30 protein-coding genes are annotated in these 24880 nt (G+C 70.6%); 15 read left to right on the top strand and 15 right to left on the bottom strand.

Going from position 1 to position 24880, the window contains the following annotated elements:
• Positions 1-5 precede the first annotated feature (5 nt).
• Both BLT25_RS19075 and BLT25_RS19070 read left to right on the top strand, forming a co-directional pair.
• Entirely contained in the window at positions 6-1223 is a 1218-nt protein-coding gene (locus BLT25_RS19075) for an FAD-dependent oxidoreductase (protein ID WP_218131418.1), read from the top strand.
• 60 nt (positions 1224-1283) lie between these two features.
• A complete protein-coding gene (locus BLT25_RS19070) occupies positions 1284-1580 on the top strand; it encodes a hypothetical protein (protein ID WP_091049215.1) in 297 nt (98 codons plus the stop codon).
• A 26-nt stretch (positions 1581-1606) separates the two neighbouring features.
• Here the strand turns inward: BLT25_RS19070 and BLT25_RS19065 are convergent, their stop codons facing one another.
• Complete coding sequence (locus BLT25_RS19065) at positions 1607-2554, bottom strand: PLP-dependent cysteine synthase family protein (RefSeq protein WP_091049212.1); 948 nt, start codon at positions 2552-2554, stop codon at positions 1607-1609.
• 90 nt (positions 2555-2644) lie between these two features.
• On the opposite strand from BLT25_RS19065, the gene BLT25_RS30490 reads away from it, so the two are divergent.
• From BLT25_RS30490 to BLT25_RS19045, 5 genes are all read left to right on the top strand, one after another.
• The gene (locus BLT25_RS30490; RefSeq protein WP_256328678.1) at positions 2645-3091 is read left to right on the top strand and encodes an ATP-binding cassette domain-containing protein; all 447 of its coding nucleotides are present in this window, start codon (positions 2645-2647) and stop codon (positions 3089-3091) included.
• A complete protein-coding gene (locus BLT25_RS30485) occupies positions 2995-3588 on the top strand; it encodes an AAA family ATPase (RefSeq protein ID WP_256328711.1) in 594 nt (197 codons plus the stop codon). Before BLT25_RS30490 ends, BLT25_RS30485 begins: the two co-directional genes overlap by 97 nt.
• Positions 3585-4328: an ABC transporter permease gene (locus BLT25_RS19055; protein ID WP_091049210.1), complete on the top strand. Its 744-nt coding sequence runs from the start codon at positions 3585-3587 to the stop codon at positions 4326-4328. Before BLT25_RS30485 ends, BLT25_RS19055 begins: the two co-directional genes overlap by 4 nt.
• A gap of 13 nt (positions 4329-4341) precedes the next feature.
• The gene (locus tag BLT25_RS19050) at positions 4342-5556 is read left to right on the top strand and encodes a sensor histidine kinase (RefSeq protein ID WP_091049207.1); all 1215 of its coding nucleotides are present in this window, start codon (positions 4342-4344) and stop codon (positions 5554-5556) included.
• Between the two features lie 79 nt (positions 5557-5635).
• Complete coding sequence (locus BLT25_RS19045; RefSeq protein ID WP_091049205.1) at positions 5636-6259, top strand: response regulator; 624 nt, start codon at positions 5636-5638, stop codon at positions 6257-6259.
• 218 nt (positions 6260-6477) lie between these two features.
• On the opposite strand, the gene BLT25_RS19040 is transcribed toward BLT25_RS19045, so the two are convergent.
• The 3 genes from BLT25_RS19040 to BLT25_RS19030 all read right to left on the bottom strand — a co-directional run bounded on the left by BLT25_RS19040 (position 6478) and on the right by BLT25_RS19030 (position 9129).
• Positions 6478-6753 carry a MoaD family protein gene (locus tag BLT25_RS19040; protein WP_008358635.1) on the bottom strand — a complete coding sequence of 92 codons (276 nt, stop codon included), beginning with the start codon at positions 6751-6753 and terminating at the stop codon, positions 6478-6480.
• A gap of 32 nt (positions 6754-6785) precedes the next feature.
• Positions 6786-7214: a M67 family metallopeptidase gene (locus BLT25_RS19035; protein ID WP_091049202.1), complete on the bottom strand. Its 429-nt coding sequence runs from the start codon at positions 7212-7214 to the stop codon at positions 6786-6788.
• An 82-nt stretch (positions 7215-7296) separates the two neighbouring features.
• The gene (locus tag BLT25_RS19030; RefSeq protein WP_091049199.1) at positions 7297-9129 is read right to left on the bottom strand and encodes an ABC transporter ATP-binding protein; all 1833 of its coding nucleotides are present in this window, start codon (positions 9127-9129) and stop codon (positions 7297-7299) included.
• A gap of 73 nt (positions 9130-9202) precedes the next feature.
• On the opposite strand from BLT25_RS19030, the gene BLT25_RS19025 reads away from it, so the two are divergent.
• Positions 9203-9625: a MarR family winged helix-turn-helix transcriptional regulator gene (locus BLT25_RS19025; RefSeq protein WP_091049196.1), complete on the top strand. Its 423-nt coding sequence runs from the start codon at positions 9203-9205 to the stop codon at positions 9623-9625.
• 10 nt (positions 9626-9635) lie between these two features.
• Here the strand turns inward: BLT25_RS19025 and BLT25_RS19020 are convergent, their stop codons facing one another.
• On the bottom strand, positions 9636-10226 hold the full coding sequence (locus BLT25_RS19020; protein WP_091049194.1) for a DUF2017 domain-containing protein: 591 nt from the start codon (positions 10224-10226) through the stop codon (positions 9636-9638).
• Positions 10226-10519: an ATP-dependent Clp protease adapter ClpS gene (gene clpS / locus BLT25_RS19015; protein ID WP_091049192.1), complete on the bottom strand. Its 294-nt coding sequence runs from the start codon at positions 10517-10519 to the stop codon at positions 10226-10228. Before clpS ends, BLT25_RS19020 begins: the two co-directional genes overlap by 1 nt.
• Before the next feature lie 109 nt (positions 10520-10628).
• Here clpS and BLT25_RS19010 point away from each other — a divergent pair, with 109 nt between their 5' ends.
• The 3 genes from BLT25_RS19010 to BLT25_RS19000 are packed head-to-tail and all read left to right on the top strand — an operon-like array spanning position 10629 to position 13830.
• On the top strand, positions 10629-11933 hold the full coding sequence (locus tag BLT25_RS19010) for a nicotinate phosphoribosyltransferase (RefSeq protein WP_091049190.1): 1305 nt from the start codon (positions 10629-10631) through the stop codon (positions 11931-11933).
• Positions 11934-11954: 21 nt separating this feature from the next.
• The gene (locus BLT25_RS19005; protein ID WP_091049187.1) at positions 11955-12530 is read left to right on the top strand and encodes a nicotinamidase; all 576 of its coding nucleotides are present in this window, start codon (positions 11955-11957) and stop codon (positions 12528-12530) included.
• Between the two features lie 55 nt (positions 12531-12585).
• Positions 12586-13830, top strand: coding sequence for an MFS transporter (locus BLT25_RS19000; protein ID WP_091049185.1), 1245 nt, complete (start codon positions 12586-12588; stop codon positions 13828-13830).
• Positions 13831-13840: 10 nt separating this feature from the next.
• Here BLT25_RS19000 and BLT25_RS18995 read toward each other — a convergent pair whose 3' ends face one another.
• Positions 13841-14443 (bottom strand): TetR/AcrR family transcriptional regulator, encoded by a 603-nt coding sequence (locus BLT25_RS18995; RefSeq protein WP_091049183.1) that lies wholly within the window; start codon positions 14441-14443, stop codon positions 13841-13843.
• 59 nt (positions 14444-14502) lie between these two features.
• Between BLT25_RS18995 and BLT25_RS18990 the strand changes: the two genes are divergently transcribed.
• Positions 14503-15441 carry a patatin-like phospholipase family protein gene (locus BLT25_RS18990; RefSeq protein WP_091049180.1) on the top strand — a complete coding sequence of 313 codons (939 nt, stop codon included), beginning with the start codon at positions 14503-14505 and terminating at the stop codon, positions 15439-15441.
• Positions 15438-16934 carry a flavin-containing monooxygenase gene (locus tag BLT25_RS18985; RefSeq protein ID WP_091049178.1) on the top strand — a complete coding sequence of 499 codons (1497 nt, stop codon included), beginning with the start codon at positions 15438-15440 and terminating at the stop codon, positions 16932-16934. The genes BLT25_RS18990 and BLT25_RS18985 overlap by 4 nt, the downstream gene beginning before the upstream one ends.
• Positions 16935-16956: 22 nt before the next feature.
• On the opposite strand, the gene BLT25_RS18980 is transcribed toward BLT25_RS18985, so the two are convergent.
• A complete protein-coding gene (locus BLT25_RS18980; RefSeq protein WP_091049175.1) occupies positions 16957-17496 on the bottom strand; it encodes a DUF1697 domain-containing protein in 540 nt (179 codons plus the stop codon).
• Between the two features lie 58 nt (positions 17497-17554).
• On the opposite strand from BLT25_RS18980, the gene BLT25_RS18975 reads away from it, so the two are divergent.
• The gene (locus BLT25_RS18975) at positions 17555-17998 is read left to right on the top strand and encodes a MarR family winged helix-turn-helix transcriptional regulator (protein ID WP_091049174.1); all 444 of its coding nucleotides are present in this window, start codon (positions 17555-17557) and stop codon (positions 17996-17998) included.
• A 2-nt stretch (positions 17999-18000) separates the two neighbouring features.
• On the opposite strand, the gene BLT25_RS18970 is transcribed toward BLT25_RS18975, so the two are convergent.
• The 5 genes from BLT25_RS18970 to BLT25_RS18950 form a co-directional block, all read right to left on the bottom strand.
• Complete coding sequence (locus BLT25_RS18970; protein ID WP_091049171.1) at positions 18001-18735, bottom strand: copper homeostasis protein CutC; 735 nt, start codon at positions 18733-18735, stop codon at positions 18001-18003.
• A 28-nt stretch (positions 18736-18763) separates the two neighbouring features.
• Positions 18764-20545 carry a DEAD/DEAH box helicase gene (locus tag BLT25_RS18965; RefSeq protein WP_091049170.1) on the bottom strand — a complete coding sequence of 594 codons (1782 nt, stop codon included), beginning with the start codon at positions 20543-20545 and terminating at the stop codon, positions 18764-18766.
• Positions 20542-20820, bottom strand: coding sequence for a DUF3039 domain-containing protein (locus tag BLT25_RS18960; protein WP_091049166.1), 279 nt, complete (start codon positions 20818-20820; stop codon positions 20542-20544). Before BLT25_RS18960 ends, BLT25_RS18965 begins: the two co-directional genes overlap by 4 nt.
• A gap of 21 nt (positions 20821-20841) precedes the next feature.
• Positions 20842-21408, bottom strand: coding sequence for a YqgE/AlgH family protein (locus BLT25_RS18955; RefSeq protein ID WP_091049163.1), 567 nt, complete (start codon positions 21406-21408; stop codon positions 20842-20844).
• 153 nt (positions 21409-21561) lie between these two features.
• A complete protein-coding gene (locus BLT25_RS18950) occupies positions 21562-22092 on the bottom strand; it encodes a hypothetical protein (RefSeq protein WP_091049160.1) in 531 nt (176 codons plus the stop codon).
• Positions 22093-22217: 125 nt separating this feature from the next.
• On the opposite strand from BLT25_RS18950, the gene BLT25_RS18945 reads away from it, so the two are divergent.
• Positions 22218-22907: a TetR/AcrR family transcriptional regulator gene (locus BLT25_RS18945; RefSeq protein WP_256328676.1), complete on the top strand. Its 690-nt coding sequence runs from the start codon at positions 22218-22220 to the stop codon at positions 22905-22907.
• A gap of 9 nt (positions 22908-22916) precedes the next feature.
• Here the strand turns inward: BLT25_RS18945 and BLT25_RS18940 are convergent, their stop codons facing one another.
• Positions 22917-23957 (bottom strand): DUF3048 domain-containing protein, encoded by a 1041-nt coding sequence (locus tag BLT25_RS18940; RefSeq protein ID WP_176884051.1) that lies wholly within the window; start codon positions 23955-23957, stop codon positions 22917-22919.
• Between the two features lie 98 nt (positions 23958-24055).
• Positions 24056-24823, bottom strand: a complete 768-nt coding sequence (locus BLT25_RS18935) for an SDR family NAD(P)-dependent oxidoreductase (protein WP_091049154.1) — start codon at positions 24821-24823, stop codon at positions 24056-24058.
• Positions 24824-24880: the final 57 nt, after the last annotated feature.

The following is a 24880-nucleotide window of genomic DNA, read 5'->3' as shown; positions in this document are numbered from 1 at the left end:
GTGCGATGTCAGTCACCCGGATGGCTCGGGCAGCTTTACGCAGGGATCGTCGTACCCGACGGGTCACGATCATCGGCGCCGGCATCGGTGGCCTGACTCTCGCCATCGAGCTGCGCCGCCGGGGTGTCGAGGTCGAGGTGTACGAGGCCGCGACCGATCCGCGCCCGACCGGCGACGCCGTGCTGCTACCGGCCAACGCGACCAGGCTCCTGGAGCGCATCGGACTCGAGCCGCGCCTCGGCGAGGCGGCGGCGACCGTGAACGGCTGGGTCTGGCGCGACGGCCACACCGGCGCCACGATCGGCCGGGTGCTCTCCGCCGCGGAGTACGCCAACCGCGCCGGGGCGCCCTGCTACGGCATCGGTCACGCCGACCTGCACGCGCTTCTGAGCGAGACGTTCGGCACCGAAGGGCTCCACCTCGGCCACCGTCTGGTCGAGCTCACCGACTCCGACGACGGCCCCGTGACCTTGGAGTTCGCCTGCGGCGAGTCGGTCGAGGCCGACCTGGTCATCGGCGCCGACGGCGCCGGATCGATGCTGCGTGAGCACGTCGTCGGCTACGACGACGCCCAGTTCTCCGGCTGCATCGCCTGGCGAGGGATCGTCCCGCGCTCGCAGCTCACCCTGCTCCCCGATCCTGGCCGGGTGCAGGTGTGGACAGGTGCCGACCGTCACCTGATGCATCATCCGGTCGGCGACGGTGACCACGCGTTCCTGCTGGTCAAGCGGCAGCTCGGGCCCTGGGCAGCGGACTCGTGGTCCTGGCCGGCCGACCCGGACGAGCACGTCCATGCGTACACCGGCTGGCATCCAGCCGTGGTCCAGATGATCTCCGCGGCACCGTGCTCGGAGCACTGGGGCCTCTTCCACCGTCCGCCCCTGGCCACCTGGTCGCGCGGCCGGGTCACGTTGCTCGGCGATGCCGCTCACCTGATGGTTCCCCACCACGGCCAGGGTGCCGCCCAGGCGATCGAGGACGCGGTCGTCCTCGCCGACTGCCTCGCCACCGACGACGACACGGACCGTGCCCGCACGACCTACGAGGTACGCCGCCGCGACCGCACCCGCCGGATCCAGATCGCCTCGCTGGCCGCCGCCGACGTCCTCCACCTCCCCGAAGGTCCCCGCGCGCAGGCCCGCAACAAGCGTCTCGGGTCAGGCGATGCCTACGACCGTCATCTCGCCTGGATCCACGACCACGACGTGGCCGAGGTCCCGTAACCTCCGCGACCGCTGCCGCGTTGCCTAAGCGTGAGAGCCTTCCTCGGACGAAAAGGCTTCATGGCGCTCAGCATCTGGATGATGTATGCGGCAGCCGTCGCTGTCGCGTTGGCCCAGCTCGGCTCCGCCCCCGCCGACCGCCCGCTCGCTCCTGGCAGCCCCGCCGCGCTCATCCAGAAGCACGACTGCTGGAGCGCCGAGGCCCCGCGCGACATGACCGGCAGACTCCCCGCCCACGCCATCGTCGCCACCGGCCCCGCCCCGCGCTACGTCGACGCCAACCTCACCGGCAAGGCCCTCGACCAGGTCTTCACCGGCGAGGACCACGGCCTCGTCGTCTACGCCTTCTGCCGCTGACGCCCGCCGCCGGTGGTCGGGGCGGGTCAGGCCCAGAGCTGGCCCTCGAGGCCTTCCTCGGCCTCGTCGATGGTGCCTTCGTACGCCCCGGTGGAGAGGTACTTCCAGCCACCGTCGGCCACGACGAAGGCGATGTCGGCCTTCTCGCCGGCCTTGAGGGACTTGGCGGCCTGGGCGAGGGCGGCGTGGAGGATGGCGCCGGTGGAGATGCCGGCGAAGATGCCTTCCAACTCCAACAGCTCACGGACCCGGCGGACCGCGTCGCGCGGACCCACCGAGAAGCGGGCGTCGATGAGGGAGGCATCGTAGAGCTCGGGGACGAAGCCCTCGTCGAGGTTGCGCAGGCCGTAGACGAGCTCGCCGTAGCGAGGTTCGGCGGCGACGATGCGTACCTCCGGCTTGGCGGAGCGGAAGTAGCGGCCGACGCCCATCAGCGTCCCGGTCGTGCCGAGCCCGGCGACGAAGTGGGTGATCGCGGGGAGGTCGGCGAGGAGCTCGGGGCCGGTGCCCTCCTCGTGCGCGAGGGCGTTGGAGGCGTTGCCGTACTGGTAGAGCATCACCCAGTCGGGGTGCTCGGCGGCGAGGCGCTTGGCGACGCGGACGGCCTCGTTGGAGCCGCCGGCGGCGGGCGAGGAGACGATCTCGGCGCCCCACATCCGCAGCAGCTGGCGCCGCTCCTCGGAGGTGTTCTCGGGCATCACGCACACGATCCGGTAGCCCTTGAGCTTGGCCGCCATGGCCAGCGAGATCCCGGTGTTGCCGGAGGTCGGCTCCAGGATCGTGCAGCCCGGGCGGAGCCTGCCGTCCTTCTCGGCCTCCTCGACCATGCGAAGAGCCGGGCGGTCCTTGATCGAGCCGGTGGGGTTCCGGTCCTCGAGCTTGGCCCACAGACGTACGTCGGGAGAGGGCGAGAGGCGGGGAAGCCCCACCAACGGGGTGCCCCCGACCGACGCCAGCAGGTTGTCGTAGCGCATGGGGTCCATCGTCGCATCAACCGATCGACTGATGCCCACTCGCGCCGATCGCCCGATCCGTGAGATCGCGTCACCGACCAGGCTGAAGGTATGCATCAGGAGCGAGAACCAGCGGTCGTCGTGGACGGCCTGCGCAAGACCTATGGCGAGAAGGTGGCGGTCGACGAGATCAGCCTTCGCGTCGAGACCGGCGAGATCTTCGGCATCCTCGGGCCCAACGGGGCGGGCAAGAGCACGACGGTCGAGTCGATCGCCGGTCTGCGGGTGGGCGACAAGGGCCGGATCCGGGTCCACGGGATCGACCCGTGGACCGACCGCGCCGCAGTGACGGAGGTGCTCGGCGTACAGCTCCAGGAGGCGAAGCTGCAGCGCGGATCACCGTCCAGGAAGCCCTGGAGCTGTGGAGCGCCATCCACCCCGACCCCGAGCCGTGGGCGCCGCTGGCCGAGCGGCTCGGTCTCGGGGCCAATCTGCGGCAGCGGTTCGAGAACCTCTCCGGCGGACAGCAGCAGCGGCTCTCGATCGCGCTTGCGCTGATCGGCCGGCCGCGGGTCGTCGTGCTCGACGAGCTCACCACCGGCCTGGACCCACGGGCGCGTCGCGAGGTGTGGGACCTGGTGCGCGACGTACGCGACCGGGGTGTGACCGTCCTGCTGGTCACCCACTCGATGGAGGAGGCGCAGACCCTCTGCGACCGGATCGCCATCGTCGACGCCGGCCGGATCCGGGCGCTGGACACCCCGGCGGGGCTCATCGACTCCGCCTCCGCGGCCACGATCACCACCTTCGAGACCTCGGTCGCGATCGACCTGGCTGCCCTGCGCGAGCTCGACGGCGTCACCGCCGCGCGCAGCGAGAACGGCACCGTCACCGTCGAAGGCGCCGAAGGAGTCGCGCTCGCGGTCGTCGAGGCGCTGCGTACGCAGGGCGTGGCCCCGCAGCGGCTCCGGGTCGCCGCCGGGAGCCTCGACGCCGCCTACCTCGACCTCACCGACACCTCGCCCGAGACCGACGCCATGGAGGCACTCCGATGACCAGCCCGACCGTCGCCGTGATCCGTACGGAGTCCCGGCTCTTCGCCCGCGAGCGGCTCTCGCTCTTCTGGATCGTCCTGTTCCCGAGCCTGCTGCTGGGGGTGCTCGGGCTCATCCCGAGCTTCCGGGAGAGCAGCACCGACCTCGGCGGCCGGAGCCTGATCGACATCTACGTCCCGGTCACCGTGCTGCTCTCGATGATCATGGCGGCGATCATGACGATGCCGCCGACGCTGACCGGCTACCGCGAGAGCGGGGTCCTGCGGCGACTCGGGACCACGCCGGCCCGCCCCGCCTCGATCCTGCTCGGCCAGGTGCTGGTGCACGCCGTCGCGGTCGCGGCCTCCTCGGTGATCGTGATCGTGTTCGGCCGGGTGGCGTTCGGGACCCCGCTCCCGGAGTCGATCGTCGGATACGTCGTCGCGTACGTCCTGGCGCTGGCCGTCTCGCTCGGGATCGGAGCCGCGATCACCGCGGTCTCCCCCAACGCGAAGACCGGGCAGGTGGTGGGGATGGTGGTCTTCTTCCCGTCGATGTTCACCGCGGGGGTCTACTTCCCGGTCGAGGCCCTCGGCGGCACCGCTCGCGACATCATCTCGTTCACGCCCTACGGCGCGGCCTCCAACGCGCTCAACGACGCCGCCGGCGGCGCCTTCCCGCACCTGGTGGATCTGGCGGTGATGGGCGGCTGGGCGGTCGGGCTGTACCTGATTGCCGTGCGCGCCTTCCGCTGGGAATGAGAAGGTCCTTCCTGTGACGTCGGCCGTCGAGCGCGAGCAGCGCTGGGAGCGCAACCTCAAGGTGCTGCCGTTCGTGCTGCTCACGCTCGCCACGGCGATCTGCGTCGCGACCTTCCCCGAGGTCGGGCCCCAGTCGCGCGGCGCGCGCGTGATCTTCGGGATCCTCGTGGCGGCGACCGCGGTGTGGACGTGGCGATGGATGTACGTCTACGGCCGCCCCCATCCGGTCGGCTACATCGGCCGCACGGCGCTGACCGCGGTGCTGACCGCGATGCACCCGCTGTTCTGCATCTTCGGCTGGATCGGGTTCCTGGACGCCTTCGACTCCTTCCGCGGTCGATGGCGATGGGTGGCGATGGCGGCAACCGCAGCGATCATGGCGATGGGTCAGACGGGTGGTCCGCCGCCGTACGACAACCCATGGCAGAGCCTGCTGCTGCCGCTGCTGTTCGTGCTCAACTTCGGTCTGGCCTCCCTGATGGGCCGCTACAGCGAGCACCTCGACGCCGTCAGCCGGGAGCGCGCCGCGACGATCGGGCGGCTGGAGGAGGCACTCGCCGAGAACGCCCGGCTCCAGGAGGAGCTCCTCGCCCAGTCGCGCTCGGCCGGTGTCCGCGACGAGCGCGAGCGTCTCGCCCGCGAGATCCACGACACCATCGCCCAGTCCCTGGCCGGGGTCGTGGCCCAGCTCCAGGCCGCCGAGGGCTCCGCGGACGCCCAGGACGTACGCCGCCGGGTGGCCCGGGCCACCGAGATGGCCCGCACTGCGCTGGTCGAGGCCCGGCGCTCCGTGCAGGACCTGAGCCCCGCCGAGCTGGCCGAGGCAGGACTCGCCGATGCGCTGGCGGCGCTGGTCGCGGCCTGGCGCGACGACCACGGGGCCGAGGCTTCGTTCGTCGTCGTCGGCGATGCCGTCGCCCTGCACTCCGAGGTCGAGGCGACCCTGTTGCGGATCGCCCAGGAGGCCCTCGCCAACGTCGCCAAGCACGCCTGTGCGCAACGGGTCGGCGTCACGCTCACCTTCGACGCGGCCGAGGTCATCCTCGACGTACGCGACGACGGCTCCGGCTTCGACCCCACCGCTCCGGTCCGCGGCAGCTCCTTCGGCCTGGGCGTCATGCGCGACCGCGCCCGGCGCCTGACCGGCAGCTTCACCGTCGAGTCCGCCCCCGGCGACGGCACCGCCGTCTCCGCGCGCATCCCCGCCCTCCCCCGAGGACCCGCCTGATGCCGAGACGTCACTTACGGAGATCGAGACGTCAGTTGTGCAGATCGAGACGTCAGTTCCGACGAACCGAGGAGGCCGCATGATCCGGATCGTGGTCGCCGACGACCATCCAGTCGTACGCGACGGAGTGGCCGGAGCGCTGCAGACCGAGTCGGACTTCGACGTCGTCGGCCAGGCCGGCGACGGGGCCCAGGCGCTCGCTCTGGTGGATTCACTGGCGCCGGACGTACTCGTCCTCGACCTGCGGATGCCCGGCACGGGCGGGGTCGAGGTGATCGAGCGGCTCCGCGCACAGGAGTCCGGGGTCGGCGTACTCGTGCTGACCACCTTCGACACCGACTCCGACGTCGTCGCGGCCATCGAAGCCGGAGCCACGGGCTATCTCCTCAAGGACGCACCGACCGCCGACCTGGTCGCGGCGGTCCGCGCGACCGCGGCGGGCGAGACCGTCCTCTCCCCCGCGGTCGCGACCCGGCTCGCCTCGAGGCTGCGATCCCCCGGCCCGACGGCGCAGCTCAGCCCCCGCGAGCGCGAGGTGCTCACCCTGGTCGCCCGCGGCACCACCAACCGCGCGATCGCGGCGTCGCTCTTCGTCAGCGAGGCGACGGTCAAGACCCACCTGGGCCACATCTTCGACAAGCTCGGGGTCACAGACAGAGCAGCCGCGGTCGCACGAGCGTACGACCGCGGCATTCTGGGCTGAACAACTGCCGGATGCTGACCCAGATAACTCGGTCTGGGGTCACTTCCCTCGCGGAACTCCGCGAAGGGAGTGCGCGCCGACCGAGGTAACTCGGTGGGCGCTCGCCGGCCCGCCCCGGGATGCTGACCGAGATAACTCGGCGAACGGGCGCTTCCCTCGCGGAACTCCACGAAGCAAGTGAGTGTTCACCGAGTTACCTCGGTGAACATCCGCACAGCTCAGCAGCCGCCGGCGACGGCGGGGAGGACGACGACCTGGTCGCCGTCCTTGAGCTCGGCGTCGAGGCCGCCGATGAAGCGTACGTCCTCGTCGTTGATGTAGACGTTGACGAAGCGGCGCAGGTCGCCGTTGTCGATGAGGCGCTCCTTGATGCCGGAGTGGTTCGCCTCGAGGTCGTCGATGAGCGCGCTCAGGGTCTTGCCCTCGGCGCTGACTGCCTTCTCACCGGCGGTGTAGGTGCGGAGGATGGTCGGGATCTTGACCTCGATGGCCATGGGTTCGTTCTCCTAGATGTAGGTGGTGCGCGTCACGACAACGTCGCGACGATGCTGATTTCTTCCTCGGTGACGTTGCCGTCGACGATCCGGTAGGACCGGAACTCGACCGGGCCGGCATCCGGCCCGTGCTCGCGGGTGCTGACCAGCACGTAGTGAGCGTTCGGCTCCATCGCGAGGCCGATGTCGGTGCGCGAGGGGTAGGCCTCCGTCGCCGTGTGGGAGTGGTAGACCACCACCGGCTCCTCGTCGTTGGCGTCCATCTCCTTGTAGAGCTGGAGCAGATCGGTCGAGTCGAACTCGTAGAAGGTCGGCGAGCCGGCGGCGTTGATCATCTCGATGAACCGCTCGGGCCGATCCGAGCCCTCAGGCCCGGCGACGATCCCGCACGCCTCGTCGGGATGGTCGCGCTTCGCGTGGGCGACGATCGCGTCGTACGTCGCCTGGTCGATGGTCAGCACAGGATCAGCCTAGGCGGACCCGAACCTGATCCTGAACGTGACCGGCCCTCGGACTCCGGCCTACCACCGCCCGCCGACCGTGCTAGGCGGCCGCGGTCAGGCCGCCGCGTACGAGGTCGGCGTAGGCACCGCCCCGAAGCAGCAGCTCCTCGTGGGTGCCGACCTCGATGACCCGGCCGTGGTCGAGCACCGCGATCTGGTCGGCGTCGCGGACGGTGGAGAGGCGGTGGGCGATGGTGATCGTCGTACGCCCCTCGGCCAGGCGGTCCAGGGCCGCCTGGACCTCGCGCTCGGTGGTGTTGTCGAGCGCGGAGGTGGCCTCGTCGAGCACGAGCACGCGCGGGTCGCGCAGCAGCGTGCGAGCGATCGCCAGCCGCTGCTGCTCACCGCCGGAGAAACGGTGGCCGCGGGAGCCGACGAGCGTGTCGTAACCGTCGGGGAGCCCGACGATCAGGTCGTGGATCCGGGCTGCGCGAGCAGCTTCCTCGATCTCGGCGTCGCTCGCGTCGGGGCGCGCGTGGCGCAGGTTGTCGCGAACGCTCGCGTGGAGCAGGTAGGTCTCCTGGGTGACCATGCCGACGTTGGCGGCCAGGTCGGCGAGGGTCAGGTCGCGCAGGTCGACCCCGTCGAGCAGCACCCGGCCGGTGGTCGGGTCGTGCAGTCGCGCGACCATCCCCGCCAGCGTCGACTTGCCCGATCCGGTGGCCCCGACCAGGGCCAGCGAGCCGCCCGCGGGCACCCGCAGCGAGATCTGTTCGAGGACGGGCTGATCGCCGTCGTAGGAGAACCCGACGTCGTCGAGGACGACCTCGCCGCGAGCCCCGCCCAGCGGCACCGGGGAGACCGGGTCGTCGATCTCGACCGGCAGGTCGAGGTACTCGAAGATCCGCGAGAAGAGCGCCAGCGAGGAGGTGACGTCGACCCCGACGTTGAGCAGCCCCATCAGCGGCCGGAAGAGCGAGCCCTGCAGCGATACGAAGGCGACCAGCGTCCCGATGGTCAACGCACCGGAGGTCGCCGGGAAACCCGCGGCGAGGTAGAGCGCGGCCGGCACCACGGCGAAGACCACCTGCATGGTCGCCATCCGCCACCTCCCGGCGAGCTGGCTGCGTACCTCCAGACCGACGAGGTCGTGGGAGGTCTGCTCGAAACGGGAGGCCAGGGCCGGCGCGGCACCGAGGGTCTTGGTCAGCAGGATGCCGCTGACCGAGAGCCCCTCCTCGACCTGCACGTGCAGGTCGGCCATCTTCGCCTGACGCTGCGTCGTGACCGCGTAGCGCATCTGTGCCACCTTGCGGGTGGTCCACACCGCCGGCGGCAGCACCACCAGCGAGATCAGCGCGAGCCGCCAGTTGAGCGCCATCATCGCGACCACGGTGCCGGCCACGACCGTGACGTTGGCCGCGATCGAGGTCGCGGTGGAGGTGACCACCGACTGCATCGAGCCGATGTCGTTGACCATCCGCGACTGCACCTCGCCACCCCGCGTGCGGGTGAAGAAGTCGAGCGACTGGCGCTGCAGGTGCCCGAAGAGGTCGGTACGCAGCCGGTGCATGACCCGCTGGCCGATCTCGGTCGAGATGAGCGTCTGAGCCACCCCGAGGGCTGCGGAGGCGATGGCGACGAGCACCATCGCGGCGACGCAGAGCAGGAGCAGCGTGGTGTCGCCCTCGGGCAGGGCGGTGTCGATGACGTGCTTGACCAGGAACGGCTGGGCCAGCCCGATCACCGAGCTGACCACGATCAGCGCCACGACGAGAAGCAGGCGCCCGCGGTAGGGCGCGAAGAGCCGCGCGATCCGCCGCAGCGAGACCGGCTGGGCCTCGAGCTGGGCGCGGTCGGCGCGCTTGGAGCGGGGATCACGGCCGGAGCGGCCGGACTCACCGGAAGACTTGTACGGGTGCGGGTCACTCATCCGAACACCTCGATCCTATTTACTGAGGTTGACTCACAATGAGGCTAACGCACGATGGGTTAGGGTTATTCCTGTGGACGAGACCGCCGACCTGCTGATGGCGGCAGCACGCACCCTTCGCCGCCGCTTCGGCGAGGCGACCGCCCGTTGGGGGATCACCCCCTCGCAGAGCCGAGCCCTGCGGATCGTGCTCGCCGCCGACGAGCCGATACGGCTCTCGGCCCTCGCCGAGCGACTCCGCATCGTCCCGAGGTCGGCCACCGAGGTCGTCGACGGCCTCGAGGGCCACGGCCTGGTCGCACGCCGGCCCGATCCGGCCGACCGCCGGGCGGTCTGCGTGGTCGCGACCGAGGAGGGCGTACGCCTGGGACGGCTGATCGAGGATGCCCGTCAGCAGGCCGCCGACGAGCTCCTGCGGCCCCTGCCGGAGGAGGACCGGGCGACGCTCACTCGCATCCTGGTCACCCTGCTGGACGGTCGTACGGCCGGACGCTAGGGCGCGTCGGTCAGGACGCCGCCCACAGCGCCTCGACCATGGTCTCCTGCAGGATCCCGACCCACTGGTAGATCCCGTAGACCTGGCCGGCGGGGTCGTCGTCGGGCAGCGAGTCCCAGAAGTCCTCGTCGCCCTCCTCGACCCCGAGGCGGGTCGCGAGCGCGAGCCGGATGTCGGTGAAGGAGCGCATCCACGCCTCGGCGTCGGGGATCGGGAGCTCGACGTCGATGACCAGCCCGTCCTCGTCGAGCTCGGGCGGGAGCCCGGCCTCCTCGAGGGAGTCGATGATCGTGGATGCGGCCCGCGCCTTGCCGTCGCGCAGCCCGCCCTCGGTGAACCGCCGAAACTCCCCGGCGGCCTCCTCGTCGTTGCCGTAGGCGGAGGGGAAGAGCCGCTTCAGCACCGGGTCCTCGGGCTCGGTCGTCGGTCCCGAGAAGTCGAGCAGCGCCTCGAGGGGGTCATCGCTCTCGGCCGGGGCGGCGACCTCGTTGCGCAACAGCTCGACGAGCTGCGAGGCCAGCGAACGGAGCAGGTCGGCCTCGAACCCGGAGAAGGTCGCGATGATCTGCTTGCTGCGGCGGTGGTAGCTGAACCCGCCCATCAATCCTGCTTCTCCAGGGTCGCCCACAGCCCGTATTCGTGCATCGCCTGAACGTCGCGCTCCATCTCCTCGCGACTGCCCGCGGAGACCGCCGACTTGCCGTCGTTGTGCACCTCCATCATCAGCTTCTCCGACTTCTTCTTGGAGTAGCCGAAGTACTTCTGGAAGACGAAGGTGACGTACGACATCAGGTTGACCGGGTCGTTCCAGACGATGGTCACCCACGGGGTCGCGGGCGCTACGAGGTCGTCGACCTCGGGCTCGTCGAGCTCCACGGGGCTTGGCGCGCTCATGTCGCCGCCTCCGTAGCGCAGGCGCAAGAGTACGGACCCGGCGACATGAGGACCTTGATGGTCGCTCGCTTGCGCTCGCTCATGCGGTCCATCGTGCCACGATGTGCCCGTGGACTCGACAGCGGACTCGACCGCGCTCCTGACAGATCACTACGAGCTGACCATGCTCCAGGCCGCCCTGAAGGCGGGCACCGCGGAGCGCCGTGCCGTCTTCGAGCTGTTCCCCCGGCGCCTGGCCGGCGGGCGGCGCTACGGCGTGGTGGCCGGCGTCGGCCGGGCGCTCGACGCCCTCGAAGCCTTCCACTTCGACTCCGAGCAGCTGGCGATCCTGGAGGGCGTCGTCGACGGCCCGACCCTGGAGTGGTTGGCCGGTTACCGCTTCACCGGCGACATCTGGGGGTACGCCGAGGGCGAGACCTTCTTCCCGCAGTCGCCCCTGCTCGTGGTGGAGGCCAGCTTCGCCGAGGCGGTCGTCCTGGAGACGGTGCTCCTCTCGATCTACAACCACGACTCGGCCATCGCCACCGCGGCCTCCCGGATGACGATGGCGGCCGGTGAGCGCCCGTGTATCGAGATGGGCTCGCGTCGCACCCACGAGGCGGCCGCGATCGCCGCCGCCCGAGCGGCCTACGTCGCCGGCTTCACCGCCACCTCCAACCTCGCCGCCCGCGCCCGCTTCGGCGTGCCCACGACCGGCACCTCCGCACACGCCTTCACCCTCCTGCACGACACCGAGGAGCAGGCCTTCCAGGCCCAGGTCGCCTCCCTCGGACGGGGCACCACGCTGCTGGTGGACACCTACGACATCGCCGAGGCGGTGGCCAAGGCCGTCGAGATCGCCGGTCCCGAGCTCGGTGCGGTGCGGATCGACTCCGGTGACCTGGGGCTCCTCGCCCATGACGTACGCCGCCAGCTGGACGACCTCGGCGCGACCGAGACGAAGATCATCGTCACCAGCGACCTGGACGAGTACGCCATCGCCGGCCTCGCGGCCGCCCCGGTCGACGGCTACGGCGTCGGTACCCAGCTGGTCACCGGCTCCGGCCACCCGACCGCCGGGTTCGTGTACAAGCTGGTCGCCCGCGAGGGCGCCTCCGGCGACCTGGAGCCGGTCGCCAAGAAGAGCGCCTCCAAGGCGTCGATCGGCGGCCGGAAGTACGCCCTGCGCCGCCGCAACCGCAAGGCCACAGGAATAGACACGGCGGACGCCGAGGTGATCGGCATCGGCACCGCACCCGAGGGCGACGGCAACGACCGTCCGCTCCTGACCCAGCTGGTCCACAAGGGCGAGGTCGTAGGCCGCGAGCCCCTCGACGCCGCGCGCGACCGCCACCGGGCCTCGGTCGCCGAGCTCCCGGTCATCGCCCACTCGCTCCTGAAGGGCGACCCCGCGATCCCCACGCTCTTCCAGTAGAGCCGGTCTAGGCTGACGACCATGACGCGTGCACTGATCGTGGTCGACGTACAGAACGACTTCTGCGAGGGCGGGTCCCTGCCGGTCGACGGCGGGGCCCGGGTGGCCTACGACATCGGTCAGCTGCTGCGGGAGCGGGCGGCGAGCAAGGAGCCGGAGCAGACGTACGGGCTGGTCGTGGCGACCAAGGACCACCACATCGACCCGGGCGACCACTTCGGCAACCCACCGGACTACGTCGACTCCTGGCCGGCGCACTGCATCGTCGGCACCGACGGCGAGGCCTTCCACCCCAACCTCGACCCGGTCACCTTCGACGAGATCTTCCGCAAGGGTGAGTACGCAGCCGCCTACTCCGGCTTCGAGGGCGCGGCCACCGGCGGCGCCACCCTGATCGACTGGCTCCGGGCCCACGGTGTGGAGGAGGTCGACGTGTGCGGGCTGGCGACCGACTACTGCGTACGTGCCACCGCGCTCGACGCCCGAGCCGCCGGTCTCCGCACCACGCTGCTCGCCGACCTGGCCGCCGGCGTGGCTCCGGCGAGCACCTCGGCCGCCATCGAGGAGATGCGCTCGGCCGGTGTAACGGTCTCGTGACAGAATTGGGAATTTTCGGCAGATAGAAATAACCCGACGGTCTATTCTCTCTCGAATGGCTCGGATCTCGGCGACAGCCCCACTTCACGAACCCCACTTCCGCTGGTTCTTCGCTTCTCGATCGATCAATCTGGTGGGCAACTTCATGGCGCCCGTCGCCCTGGCCTTCGCGGTCATGGAGGTCAGTGACGCGCCGATCGCGATCGGCGCCGTCCTTGCCGCCCGCACCATCCCGATGATCATCTTCATGCTCATCGGCGGCGTGCTCGCCGACCGGATGGGCCGAGCCCGGATCCTGTTCGCCTCCAACCTGGTCTCGGGGCTGAGCCAGGCTGTCGTGGCCGTCCTCGTCATCACCGGTGTCGCCGAGCTGTGGCACCTGATCGCACTCTCCGCGCTCAACGGCATCGTCTCCGCCGCCGGCCTGCCCGCCCAGCAGGGGATCATCCCGCTCGTGGTGCCTCGCACCATGCTGCAGGAAGCCAACGTGCTGTTGTCGCTGACCCGGGCGGTCGTCGCGGTCGCCGGTCCCGGCACCGCCGGCCTGCTCGTCCTCACCGTCGGCGCGGGCTGGGCGCTCGCGCTCGACGCCGCCACCTGGATCATCGCGGCGCTGCTGTTGCTGCCGGTCAAGCTCAGCGGCGCGGTCGGCAAGGCCTCACTCATCGGCGATCTGCGCACGGGGTGGGACTACTTCCGCTCGACGAGCTGGCTGTGGCTCTGCGTCGGCGCCGCGACCATGCTCAACGCGCTCTACGAGGGCGGGCTGCTCACGCTCGGCCCGCAGCGGGCCGAGGGCTCGGCGCTGGGCGCCGGCGGCTGGGGCCTGATCCTGACCTTCCAGGGGATCGGCGTGCTCGCCGCGACCCTCGTACTGATGAAGGTCCGGCTCGAACGGCCGCTGTTCTACGGCATGATCGGCATGGCCCTGTTCGGGCTGCCGATCGCCGCTCTCGGCTTCTCCACCGAGCTCGCCGTACTCCTCCCCGCAGCCGCCCTCTCCGGTGCCGGGATCCAGGTCTTCAGCCTCGGCTGGCAGCTGTCGATGCAGGAGAACGTCCCCGCCGATCTGCTCTCCCGAGCGTCTTCCTACGACCAGCTCGGCACCTACATCGCCATCCCCGTCGGACAGCTGGCCATGGGGCCGCTGGCCGCTGCGTACGGGATCGAGAACATGCTCGCGATCGCCGGCATCGCCTACGTGGTGATCTCCCTCGCCACGCTGCTGAGCCCCGCCGTACGCCACCTGAACCGGGTCTCCTTCCCGGCCCCGGAGCGCAACGGCGCCCCGGCCCACTAGGTCTCGCGCACTACGACGCAGGCGTCGCGCTCTCCAGGAGCGACCGCAGCAGGTCGACCAGGCTGGTGACCGAGAGATCGGGGTCGAACGCACGCTGGACGCCGAGCCCGATGCCGAGGGAGAGCAGCTGGACAGCGGCGTCCTCGGCCGGTGAGGCGAGGCTCAGGCCGAGGTCGGCGGCCTGCTGCTCGATGAGCCCGGCGATGGCCGCGGTGAGCTCACGGCGCCGGCCGGCGAGCTGCTGACTCACCCCCGGGACGCGGCGGGTGCTGGTCGCGAACTCGACCTCGAGCGCGGTCCAGCCGACGTCGCCGATGTTGGCCTCGGCCCACGCCGCGAAGGCGTCGATCCGGCCCTCGACGGTGTCGACGCCGCTGACGGCGTCGGCCAGGGACTCTGCCCGCTCCCGGTGGATCACGTCGAGCACGGCGAGACCGAGCTCGTGCTTGGTGGAGAAGTTCGAGTAGACCGCGCCCTTCGAGAAGCCCGCCGTGGTGGCGACCTTGTCGAGCGAGGTCACGTTGTAGCCGTCCGAGATGAACAGCCGGTGCGCGGTCGCGACGAGCCGCTCGCGCGTCTGCGCGTGCGACTCCTTGCGCGTGATCCGGCCCACGGGCCAGATCTTACCAGTTCGGGCTACCGCCGGTATTCAAATACCGTTAGTATCCGAATATGGCTCGACGACGCGCACTCGCCATCGGCTGCGGCGGCACTCTCGGCTTCGCCTGGACGGCCGTGGCCCTCCGCGTCCTGGAGGAAGCGCTGGACTGGGACGTCCGCACGGCCGATGTCCTCGTCGGCACCTCCGCGGGCTCGGAGATCGTCGCGGCCCTCGGGTCCGGCCGTACGCCGCAGCACCTCCTCGACGCGCTCGACGAGGCACCGGGCGCCGACCCGGTCCTGGCGGCCCACGTCGCCGTCCATCCCGGCGCGGCGCCACCGGTGCCGGCACCCTCGCTGCCCGCGCTCGGTCTGGTACGTCCCGGCCTCTCCCGCCGCTCGCCCTACAGCGCACTGGCCGGCCTGCTCCCCCGCGGCCGCGGCGACGCCACCTGGCTGCGGGCGTACGGCGACGCGCTGGCCGGACCCGACGGCTGGGTCGACCACCCCGCGACCTGGCTGGTCGCGGCGGACGCGGCCACCGGCACCCGGGTGGCGTTCGGCTCCGCGGACGCCCCCTCGGCCACCCTGGGCGCGGCGAGCGCGGCTTCCTGGGCGATCCCCGGCTGGTTCCCGCCGGTCGAGATCGCGGGCCGCCGCTACGTAGACGGCGGTGCGGTCTCCTCCGTCTCGGCCGACCTCCTCCTCGGCCAGGCGGTCGACGAGGTCGTCGTGGTCGCCCCGATGACCACCGAGGGCGGGGTTCCCGCCCGTGGCCTCGACCGGATCGAGCGCCTGCTGCGCTCCCAGATGACCGCCGTGCTCGACCGCGAGGTCGCGCGGCTCCGGGACGCCGGCATCCGCGTCGTCCGGGTCGAGCCCGGGCCTGCGGAGCTGGCCGCGATGGGCCCCAACTTCATGGATCTCGGCCGCCGCGAGGCCACCCTCGCCGCAGCCCGCCGACACCTCCCCGGCCGCGTCGCGGCCGCACTCGAAGGAGCAATCGCATGAGCAACCATCATGAGGTCGTCGTCATCGGCGCCGGCATCTCCGGCATCGCGGCCGCGATCAAGCTGCGCGAGGCGGGCGTCGAGGACGTCGTCATCCTCGAGAAGGCCGACACCTACGGTGGCACCTGGCGGGCCAACACCTATCCGGGGTGCGCCTGCGACGTACCGTCCAACCTCTACTCGTTCTCGTTCGCGCCCAACAGCGACTGGTCGCGGGTCTACGGCAACCAGCCGGAGATCCTCGCCTACATCGACGGCGTGGCCCGGGAGCGCGGCCTCGAGGACATCACCCGGTTCGGGGTCGAGGTCCGAGGCGCGGCCTGGGAGGCGGAGAGCGCGACGTGGCTGCTCGACACGAGCGACGGCGAGGTCACCACGCGCTTCCTCGTCGCGGCCGCCGGCCCCTGGAACGAGCCGAAGATCCCGGACCTGCCCGGCCTTGCCGACTTCCCCGGCGAGGTCTGGCACTCGGCCCGGTGGAACCACGACCTCGACCTCGATGGCAAGCGGGTGGCCGTGATCGGCACCGGGGCGTCGGCGGTCCAGTTCGTACCCGAGGTCCAGAAGCAGGTCGCCGGCCTGCACCTCTTCCAGCGCACCGCCCACTGGGTGCTGCCCAAGGTCGACCATCCGGTGCCGGACGCGGAGAAGTGGGTCAAGCACAACGTGCCCTTCTTCGAGAAGGCGCTCGGTGCGGTCGAGTACGCCGCCATGGAGGCCGTCGGCATCGCCTTCCGTCGCCCGCAGCCACTGATGCGGGGCCTGCAGCAGGTCGGCCGCGCCTATCTGCGCGCCGCGGTCCGGGACAGGGAGCTACGGGCGAAGCTGACGCCCGACTACCTGCTCGGCTGCAAGCGGATCCTGTTCTCGAACAGCTACCTCCAGTCGCTGACGAAGCCCAACGTCGAGGTGCACGCCACCGGCGTCGAGCGGGTCGAGGGCGCGCGCGTGATCGGCTCCGACGGAAGCGCGGCGGAGGTCGACGCGATCATCCTCGGCACCGGCTTCCACATCCTCGACATGCCGGTCGCCGACCTGATCCGTGGCTCCGACGGCCGCACGCTCGCAGAGCACTGGGCCGGCTCCCCCGAGGCCTACCAGGGCACCTCGGTCACCGGCTTCCCGAACGCGTTCGTGGTGCTCGGCCCGAGTCTCGGCACCGGTCACGGCTCTGCCTTCGCCGTCGCCGAGTCACAGGTGGCGATGATCACCGAGGCCATCACGACCGCCCGCGCCCAGGGCTGGGCGAATCTCGACGTCAGTCCGCGGGCCCAGGCCGCGTACGTCGAGGACGTACAGGCCGCACTCGCCGGCACCGCCTACAGCGGCGCGTCCTGCCACAGCTACTTCATCGACGCCAACGGCCGCAACAGCTTCTCCTGGCCGCGGTCCACCGGCGAGCTGGTCCGCCGGATCAGCCGCTTCGACCCGGCTGACTTCGAGATCACTCGCCATTCGGTGGTCGAGCCTGCCGCGACCGAGGTTCCCGCCTGATCGCATCGAGGCGCAGTAGGCCTCATGCCCACTTGTCGGCGAGCGTGCGGATCACGTTGATGTTGCGGTTGGTGCTGATGGCGATGTGGCGCTCGACCACGGCGTTGGTGATCTTCGTCTGCTGGAAGCTCTCGGTGAGCAGGTGCACGGCGCGGCCGATGACGTAGACCCGCTCGCCCTCCCCCGCCCGGGCGACCAGCGCGTCCCGGGAGCCAGAGTCGGTGAGCTCCTTGCACAGGAAGACGAACTGCTTGCCCTCGTGCCCCATCCCCACCGCGGCGGCGTCGTTGGCGATCACCTTCAGCTCGGCAGGCGTCACGCAGATCGTCGGCACCTCGAAGAAGCGGTCGGCCGCGAAGGCCTCCTCCAAGATCGCCTCCATCTCGGCCCGGTCGCCGACCGGGTGGTCGAAACGTACGTTGCCCGTGTTGATGTAGGTCTCGACATCGGTCCCGCCCGCCCTCACCACGGCGGCGGAGATCGCCTGTTTCGGGAATTTCCGGTTCGCGCCGAGGTTGATGGCGCGCAGGAACGCGATCCAGGTGTGCCGTTCCGTAGTCATTCTCAGATAGTCTCCACCCGTTCACCGCGCCGCAACCCCCAACTCTGGATTCCGATCGATGCCTTCACAGCAGCTGCTTCCCTCGGAAGCGACACTGGACCTCTCCAGCGACCTCGTCGTCTACGCGGCGCGCCTCATGCGGCTGGTCCGCCGAGAGCTCGACCTTCCGGCCAGCGTCCGGGTCCTCACGATCCTCGACGCCATCGGCCCGCTCGGCATCACCGACCTGGCCCGCGCCGACGGCTGCTCGCAGCCGACGATGTCGGCCCAGATCGCCCAGCTGGTGGAGACCGGCCTGGTCAGCAAGGAGCCCAACCCCGCCGACGCCCGCGCGAGCCTGGTGACGCTGACCGACGCCGGCCGCGCCGACCTCGCCGACGTACGCGAGCGCATCTCCCACCTCATCGCCGAGCGGCTGGAGTCGCGTCACCGCACCCAGGCCGATCTGGAGAGCGCCGTGGCGGTGCTGCGCGACCTCGTCGAGGGCGACTCCCCCGCCTAGGTTCACCCTGCCAACGCCGCTGCCGCGGCGGCGACCACATCAGGATCGGTCACCCAGTGACCACCGTCGTCGGCGACTCCCAGCGCCACCCGGCCGCTGGTGAGGACCCGTCGCTTGGCGGAGAGATGTACGCCCTCGACACCGAGCGCCGCGAGCGCTCTGATCGCCTCGACGCTCACGCCCCCTCCGGCAAGTACGTCAGGTCCGCCGACCGCGACCATCTCGGCGATCGTCGCGGCACCCGCGGCGGCGGCCGGCGCGCCTCCCGAGGTCAGCACCCGGTCGACCACGCCGTCCAGTGCCCGGATCGCCGCGACCGGGTCCGCGCTGAGGTCGATCGCCCGGTGGAACGTCACCGTCGCCCCGTACGCAGCGGCAGCGTCCGCCAACTCCCGGACCAGCTCCAGGTCGGGCTCCCCGTGCGGAGTGAGCGCGCCGATCACGATCCCGTCGGCTCCTGCCTCCAGCACCGTCTCGGCCTCGCGGCCCAGAAGGAAGCGCTCCTCGGCGGAGTAGCCGAACCCGCCCGGCCGAGGCCGGACGAGCACATGCACGCCCTGCCAGCCGTCACCGGCGTCGACGCCGCCGACCTCGTCGAGGACTCCCTCGACCAGCCCCTGCGACGGGGTCACCCCACCGACCTCGAGGGCGGAGCAGAGCTCGACCCGGGTCGCTCCGGCCGCACGCGCGACGAGCGCGCCAGCCACCGACGTCACGGCGATCTCGAGCGCTGTCATCGTCTCTCCCACCCGCGACAGTGTGCCCTCAGGCCGAGCCCTTTGCGGCCCAGTCGCGCAGGGTGTCGATGCGGGCCTTGAGCTGATCGGCGTTGGCGACCGCGGCCGGCGGGCCACCGCACTCCTTGCGGAGCCGGTTGTGGGTGACGCCGTGGGGCGCCTTGGTGCGGTGGTGCCAGGCGGCGACCAGCCCGTTGAGCTCACGGCGGAGCACGGCGAGCTGCTCGTGGGCGGCGACCGCGGCGACCGGCTCGTCGGCGGCTACCGGGGCGGAGGCGGACTTCTGCTTGCGCGCCCGGTCGCTCTGCCGCTGCTGAAGGACGGTGCGCATCTGGTCGGCGTCGAGCAGCCCCGGGATGCCGAGGAAGTCCATCTCCTCCTCCGAGCCGACGTGCACCTCCCCGGAGTGGCCGAACTCGCCACCGTCGAAGAGCACCCGGTCGAAGCGCGCCTCCGACCCCATGGCCTCCCAGGCTCCCAGCTCCTCCTCGGAGGCGCCCTCCTCGGCGTTGGCCGCGGCCATCAGCGCATCCTCGGCGGCGAAGATGTCGTCCTCGCTGGTGACCTTCTTGCCGAGCACGTGGTCGCGCTGCAGCTCCAGCTCGGAGGCGAAGCCCAACAGGTTGGGGACCGAGGGCAGGAAGACGGAGGCGGTCTCGCCCCGCGTACGAGCACGTACGAAGCGCCCCACCGCCTGCGCGAAGAAGAGCGGCGTCGAGGTGGTGGTCGCGTAGACCCCGACCGCGAGCCGGGGCACATCGACGCCCTCGGAGACCATCCGGACCGCGACCATCCAGCGGTCCTCGGACTCGGAGAACTTGGCGATCTTCTTCGAGCCGGCCTTCTCGTCCGAGAGCACCACGGTGGCACTCTGCCCCGTGATCTCGCGCAGCGTCTTGGCGTAGGAGCGCGCCGAGTCCTGGTCGGTCGCGATGACCAGGCCGCCCGCGTCCGGGACGTGGCGCCGCACCTCGGTCAGGCGCTTGTCGGCTGCTGCCAGCACCGACGGGATCCACGATCCGGCCGGGTCGAGCGCGGTCCGCAGCGCCTGCGAGGTCAGGTCCTTGGTCAGCGGCTCGCCGAGGTGGGCGGCGATCTCGTCGCCGGCCCGGGTGCGCCACTGCATCTGTCCCGAGTAGGCCATGAACAGCACCGGCCGGACGACGTGGTCGCGCAGCGCCTCGGCGTAGCCGTAGGTGTAGTCGGCCGCCGAGCGCGGGATGCCGTCCTCGCCCGGTGCGTAGGTGACGAACGGGATCGGGTTGGTGTCGGAGCGGAACGGCGTGCCGGTCAGCGCCAGCCGGCGCGCAGCCGGCTCGAAGGCCTCCCGGACGCCCTCGCCCCACGAGAGCGCGTCGCCGGCGTGGTGGACCTCGTCGAGGATCACCAGCGTCTTGAACCGCTCGGTGCGGATCCGCATCGCGAGCGGGTTGACCGCGACACCCGCGTACGTCACCGCGATCCCGACGTAGTCGGCCGAGGTCTTGCCCTGGCCCGCCGAGTATGTCGGGTCGATCGGGATCCCTGCCCTCGCGGCCGCCTCGGCCCACTGGACCTTGAGGTGCTCGGTGGGCGCGACGATGGTGATCCGGTCGACCAGGCGCCGCCCGAGGAGCTCGGCGGCGACGGTCAGCGCGAAGGTCGTCTTCCCGGCGCCGGGAGTAGCGACGGCGAGGTAGTCACGGGGCTGTTCGGACAGATACTTGGACAGCGCCTCCTGCTGCCAAGCACGCAGCTTGGGCGCAGTGCCCCACGCGGCCTTGTTGGGCCACGCGGGTGTGAGGGCGCCGGGAAGCTCGGCGCTACTCACTCGTCGTCGCCCTCGCCACCGCCTGGCGGCATCCCCTCGAAGATCTCCTTGCAGTCGGGGCAGACCGGGAACTTGGACCCGTCGCGGCTCGGCACCCACACCTTGCCGCACAGCGCGACCACGGGCGTGCCCATGACCATCGCCTCGGTCAGCTTGTCCTTCTCCACGTAGTGGGAGTAGCGGTCGTGGTCACCCTCCTCGGTGGGGACATCCTGCTCGCGGATGTCCTCCCGTTCCTTGACGGCTTCTTTCGTGCCGAATCCCAGGATGCCCATGCCGCCCAGTCTACTGGTCCTCTAGTTGAGTTCCGGATCGGGCGGTCGCGTGGCGTGGAAGGCCAGCTCACCGGGCTGACGACGGAGCACCGCTGCCCACATCGAGCTCACGTCGTCGAGGAAGGAGTCGTACGGCTCGCTGTCGACGACGTACCAGGACCCCTCCTCCACCTCGCCCTGGAGCTGGGCGGCGCCCCAGCCCGCGTATCCGGCGAAGATGCGCAGCCGCGCCAAGGTGCCGTCGACCAGCTCGACGGGCGTGTCGAGGTCGAGCAGCCCGAGGCGCCCGACGACGGGCCTGAAGCCCAGAGGTGGGTCGTCGGAGTCGACCAGGAGCGCGACCGCGATCGCGGCGTCCTTGCTCACCGGGCCGCCCTGGAAGAGGACGTCGGGATCGGCGACGGAGGTCGCCCACGGGTGCAGCACCTCGGCGACCGGCACGGGCGAGGGACGGTTCAGCACCACGCCCAGCGCACCGTCGTCGTTGACCTCGATCAAGAGCACGACGGTGTCGACGAAGTTGGGGTCGCGAAGCTCCGGGGTGGCTACCAGCAGCCGCCCGGCGCGTACGTCCTTCTGCTCCGTCATGACGCCATGATCGCATCACCTGGGTCACGTCAGCCGCAACAAGAAACCAACAAAGCCCGCCGATCGGATCGAGACGGGAAAAGGACCCGGGGCCGGCACTTAGGGAGGTGCGGAGGGAGTCCGCGGAGGGAGCGCACCGGCACCCGGGCCTGGTCAGGCTGCCGAGCGGACCGCTCGGAGCATGTCGACGAGGCCGGCGAAGGGCCCACGCTCGGCGACCTCGACTGCCGGTACGTACTCGGCACGGGCACGCGCCTCGATCATCGAGCCGAGACGGACGCACTCGGCGTCGGCGAACGCGCCGCGGCCGGCCATGACCGCGAGGGTCAGGTGCTCCTTGGCCTGCGACTTGGCCAGCGCGGTGGCCATCGCGTCGTCGACGGGCAGGGCGTGGTAGCGGTCGAGGACCGTGCGGATGCCGGGCAGGTCGTCGGCGGCGCCGTGCCAGGCCCGGACGACGGCGTCCTCGAGGTCCATCGGCTGGGTGGCGAGCTCGGACTCGATGCGGCCGGACAGGCGGGTGTGCCAGCGCAGCTGCAGGGCGGCGAGCAGGTCGAGCTCGTCAGTGAAGGTCTCGGTGACGCCGGGGAGATCCATGGGCAGCAGGCCGTCGCGACGCTCGTCGATGACGGCGACCACGCCGCGGAGGATCTCTCCGCGCTTGTGATGGCTGGTCCAGCTCATTTGTCGGCTCCTTGCGGAAGGTGAGCACTCACATACTGTGAGTACGTACCTATAGTACGGGACATACCGACAGTATGGCCAACACCTGGGACGGTGATTCCGGACACGGCCGTTAGAGTGGACGGGTGGCAAAGTCGTCCGTGAGCAAGCTCGTCCCCAAGGTTCCTCCGCTTCCGTCGGTGCCGGGGATGTCACGGAGGCAGCAGTTCTCCGCCTCGACCAAGAAGACGCTTGTCGAGGTCGCCGAGAGGCTCTTCACCGAGCACGGCTACGCGAGCACCTCACTGGACGCCATCGTGGCCGGGGCCGAGGTCACCAAGGGCGCGCTCTACCACCACTTCAGCGGCAAGCAGGCGCTCTACGAGGTCGTCTTCGAGAAGGTCGAGGCCGCCACCGCGCAGAGCATCGACGCCGCCATGCGCGAGTCGAAGGACCCCTGGGAGCAGGCCCGGGCCGGGCTGCGTACGTTCCTGGAGGCCGTCCAGCAGCCCACCTACCGCCGCATCGTCGTGCAGGAGGGGCCTGCGGTCCTGGGCTACCAGCGCTACCGCGAGCAGGAGGAGCGCTCCACGTTCACCGTCGTCGAGGACATCGTCGCCGCCGTCCTGCGGGCCGGCGACCGGAACGTCGACGACGAGATGGTCGCGACCTTCGCCCGGCTCTTCTTCGGGGCGATGTCGGCGGCCGGCGAGTCCGTCACCGAGGCCAGCGACCCCGAGGACGCGGCCGAGCGCATCGAGCTGGCCGTGACCTACCTGCTGACCGGGGTGCAGACCCTGGCCAAGCAGGGCGTCAAGGTCGAGGACATGCGCTGAGCCGTCCGGCTACTTGACGGTGACGCCGCCGGGCTCGACCTGGCCGTTGCCCTCCGGGATCAGGTCCAGCCAGACCTTGCCCGGCGGGATCTCGATCGCGGCACCGCTGGCGTCGCTGAACGTCACCGCACCCTTCTCGCCCTTCTTCACCCAGGTCGCCTCGACGATCTGGCCGGCGCGCATGATCCACGCCTTGCCCCGGCCGGTGAAGTGGGAGACCGGGACGATCGCGCCGCCCGGGTCCTTGTAGGGGGCGATGGTGGTCTTGGTCTGCGCGACCACGACGGTGTCGGCGAGGAACTGGCCGCTCTTGGACATGTAGTTGTTCTGCAGGCGGTACTTGCCGCCCCTGAAGACCCAGTTGTCCGTGCGCGCCGGGGAGAACTTCACGTCCACGGCCTTGGCGGGCTTGCCGCCGGCCAGCGTGGTGGTCGCGTCGCCCCAGGGCATGAAGTCACCGGGCCGCTTGGCCTTGCCGTCCTTCGCGGCGGCCTTGCCGGCCTTGGCGACCTTGCCGACCACGCTGTGCAGGAAGTCGTGGGGCTTGCTGGTGTCGCGTACGACGTAGGGGGTCTCCATGTCGATCCAGGAGATGTTGTGCTTCTTCAGCTGCGCGAACGTGTAGGGAGCCGCGCCGCTGGTCATGATCTTGGCGCCGATCGGCGCGGCGATCCCGGCGTCGGTGGCCCGCATCGAGCGGACCGGCCCCGCCTCCTTCGGAAGCTGGGAGTAGTACGCGACGGCCAACCGGGTCACGCCACCCTCGACCAGCTCCTGGACGACCATGTCGGCCTTGGCGAGACCGTACTGCGGGTCGCTGGCCGAGGTGTTGTCGATCTTGACGATGTAGGCGGGGTGCTTGCGCGCAGCGGTCTGCCCCTCGGGGAGCTCGACGCCCGTCAGCGGCTCGTGGTCGGGCTCAGCGGGCGCGGACGGCGACGGCTTCGCGTCCGTCGGCTCCTCCGTGGAGCCACAGCCGGTCAGGACCAGACCCGCGGCGGCCAGCGTCGCCGCTGCTCGCAGGAGGAACCCCGGGCGGGACGTACGCATCATCGATCTCCATCTGCATCGGCTCAATACCAAGACGAGTGGTAGACGGTAATCGTTGCGCCCAACGAGGCCGCGCCCGGGGTTCTTCCTCGAAGGACTCAGGCGACCGTGGCGCCGCCGTCGACATAGAGGGTCTGGCCGGTGATGTAGGAGGACTCGTCGCTGGCCAGGAAGGCGGCAGCGGCGGCGATGTCGGCGGGCTCGCCGACGCGCTTGACCGGGTTGGCGTCGGCCGAGAGCCTGCGGAACTCGTCGACGTCGAGCCCGAGGCGGGCCGCGGTCTGGTCGGTCATCTCGGTGGCGATGAACCCCGGCGCGATCGCGTTCACGTTGACGCCGAACGGGCCCAGCTCGAGCGCGAGGGTGCGGGTGAAGCCCTGCACGCCGGCCTTGGCCGCGGAGTAGTTGGCCTGACCGCGGTTGCCGGTCGCCGAGGTGGAGGAGACGTTGATGATCTTGCCGTACTTCTGCTTCACGAAGACGCTCTGCGCGGCCTTCGACATCAGGAAGTGGCCCTTGAGGTGGACGTTCATGACCAGGTCCCAGTCGTCCTCGGTCATCTTGAAGAGCAGGTTGTCGCGGGTGATGCCGGCGTTGTTCATCAAGATGTGCAGGCCGCCGAGCTCCTCGACGACGCGGGCGACCGCGGCCTCGGTGTCCTCGGCCTTGGCGACGTTGGCGCCGATGCCGACCGACTTGGCGCCCTCGGCCAGCGGAAGCTTGGCGGCGGCCTCAGCGGCGGCCGCCTCGTCGAGGTCGATGATCGCGACCGAGGCACCCTCCTCGGCGAAACGCGTGGCGACTCCGAAACCGATCCCTCGCGCTGCCCCGGTGATGACTGCGACGCGTCCGTCGAAACGACCCATGACTCAAACTCCTTTGGTTGTGACCGGGCCCACGAACACGTGCGGCCCCCGCCGACA

The sequence above is a fragment of the Nocardioides sp. YR527 genome, assembly GCF_900101045.1.
In the GTDB taxonomy this organism is placed as follows: domain Bacteria; phylum Actinomycetota; class Actinomycetes; order Propionibacteriales; family Nocardioidaceae; genus Nocardioides.
Note: the sequence above shows the minus strand (reverse complement) of the source record. Positions and strands in the feature narration are given on the sequence as shown.

Bases quoted from the DNA above. Each gene is read 5' to 3' on its own strand.
- BLT25_RS19020 (WP_091049194.1), bottom strand. From the start codon at position 10,226: ATGGGCGGGTTCAGCTACCACCGCCGCAGCAAGCAGATCATCGCGACC.
- clpS (WP_091049192.1), bottom strand. From the start codon at position 10,519: ATGAGCGCGCCAAGCCCCGTGGAGCTCGACGAGCCCGAGGTCGACGAC.
- BLT25_RS18990 (WP_091049180.1), top strand. From the start codon at position 14,503: ATGGCTCGACGACGCGCACTCGCCATCGGCTGCGGCGGCACTCTCGGC.
- BLT25_RS19005 (WP_091049187.1), top strand. From the start codon at position 11,955: ATGACGCGTGCACTGATCGTGGTCGACGTACAGAACGACTTCTGCGAG.
- BLT25_RS19065 (WP_091049212.1), bottom strand. From the start codon at position 2,554: ATGCGCTACGACAACCTGCTGGCGTCGGTCGGGGGCACCCCGTTGGTG.
- BLT25_RS19075 (WP_218131418.1), top strand. From the start codon at position 6: ATGTCAGTCACCCGGATGGCTCGGGCAGCTTTACGCAGGGATCGTCGT.
- BLT25_RS19000 (WP_091049185.1), top strand. From the start codon at position 12,586: ATGGCTCGGATCTCGGCGACAGCCCCACTTCACGAACCCCACTTCCGC.
- BLT25_RS19030 (WP_091049199.1), bottom strand. From the start codon at position 9,129: ATGAGTGACCCGCACCCGTACAAGTCTTCCGGTGAGTCCGGCCGCTCC.
- BLT25_RS18935 (WP_091049154.1), bottom strand. From the start codon at position 24,823: ATGGGTCGTTTCGACGGACGCGTCGCAGTCATCACCGGGGCAGCGCGA.
- BLT25_RS18940 (WP_176884051.1), bottom strand. From the start codon at position 23,957: ATGCGTACGTCCCGCCCGGGGTTCCTCCTGCGAGCAGCGGCGACGCTG.
- BLT25_RS19070 (WP_091049215.1), top strand. From the start codon at position 1,284: ATGGCGCTCAGCATCTGGATGATGTATGCGGCAGCCGTCGCTGTCGCG.
- BLT25_RS18955 (WP_091049163.1), bottom strand. From the start codon at position 21,408: ATGACGGAGCAGAAGGACGTACGCGCCGGGCGGCTGCTGGTAGCCACC.
- BLT25_RS18960 (WP_091049166.1), bottom strand. From the start codon at position 20,820: ATGGGCATCCTGGGATTCGGCACGAAAGAAGCCGTCAAGGAACGGGAG.
- BLT25_RS18970 (WP_091049171.1), bottom strand. From the start codon at position 18,735: ATGACAGCGCTCGAGATCGCCGTGACGTCGGTGGCTGGCGCGCTCGTC.
- BLT25_RS19040 (WP_008358635.1), bottom strand. From the start codon at position 6,753: ATGGCCATCGAGGTCAAGATCCCGACCATCCTCCGCACCTACACCGCC.
- BLT25_RS18950 (WP_091049160.1), bottom strand. From the start codon at position 22,092: ATGAGCTGGACCAGCCATCACAAGCGCGGAGAGATCCTCCGCGGCGTG.
- BLT25_RS18980 (WP_091049175.1), bottom strand. From the start codon at position 17,496: ATGACTACGGAACGGCACACCTGGATCGCGTTCCTGCGCGCCATCAAC.
- BLT25_RS18975 (WP_091049174.1), top strand. From the start codon at position 17,555: ATGCCTTCACAGCAGCTGCTTCCCTCGGAAGCGACACTGGACCTCTCC.
- BLT25_RS18985 (WP_091049178.1), top strand. From the start codon at position 15,438: ATGAGCAACCATCATGAGGTCGTCGTCATCGGCGCCGGCATCTCCGGC.
- BLT25_RS30490 (WP_256328678.1), top strand. From the start codon at position 2,645: ATGCATCAGGAGCGAGAACCAGCGGTCGTCGTGGACGGCCTGCGCAAG.
- BLT25_RS19045 (WP_091049205.1), top strand. From the start codon at position 5,636: ATGATCCGGATCGTGGTCGCCGACGACCATCCAGTCGTACGCGACGGA.
- BLT25_RS19055 (WP_091049210.1), top strand. From the start codon at position 3,585: ATGACCAGCCCGACCGTCGCCGTGATCCGTACGGAGTCCCGGCTCTTC.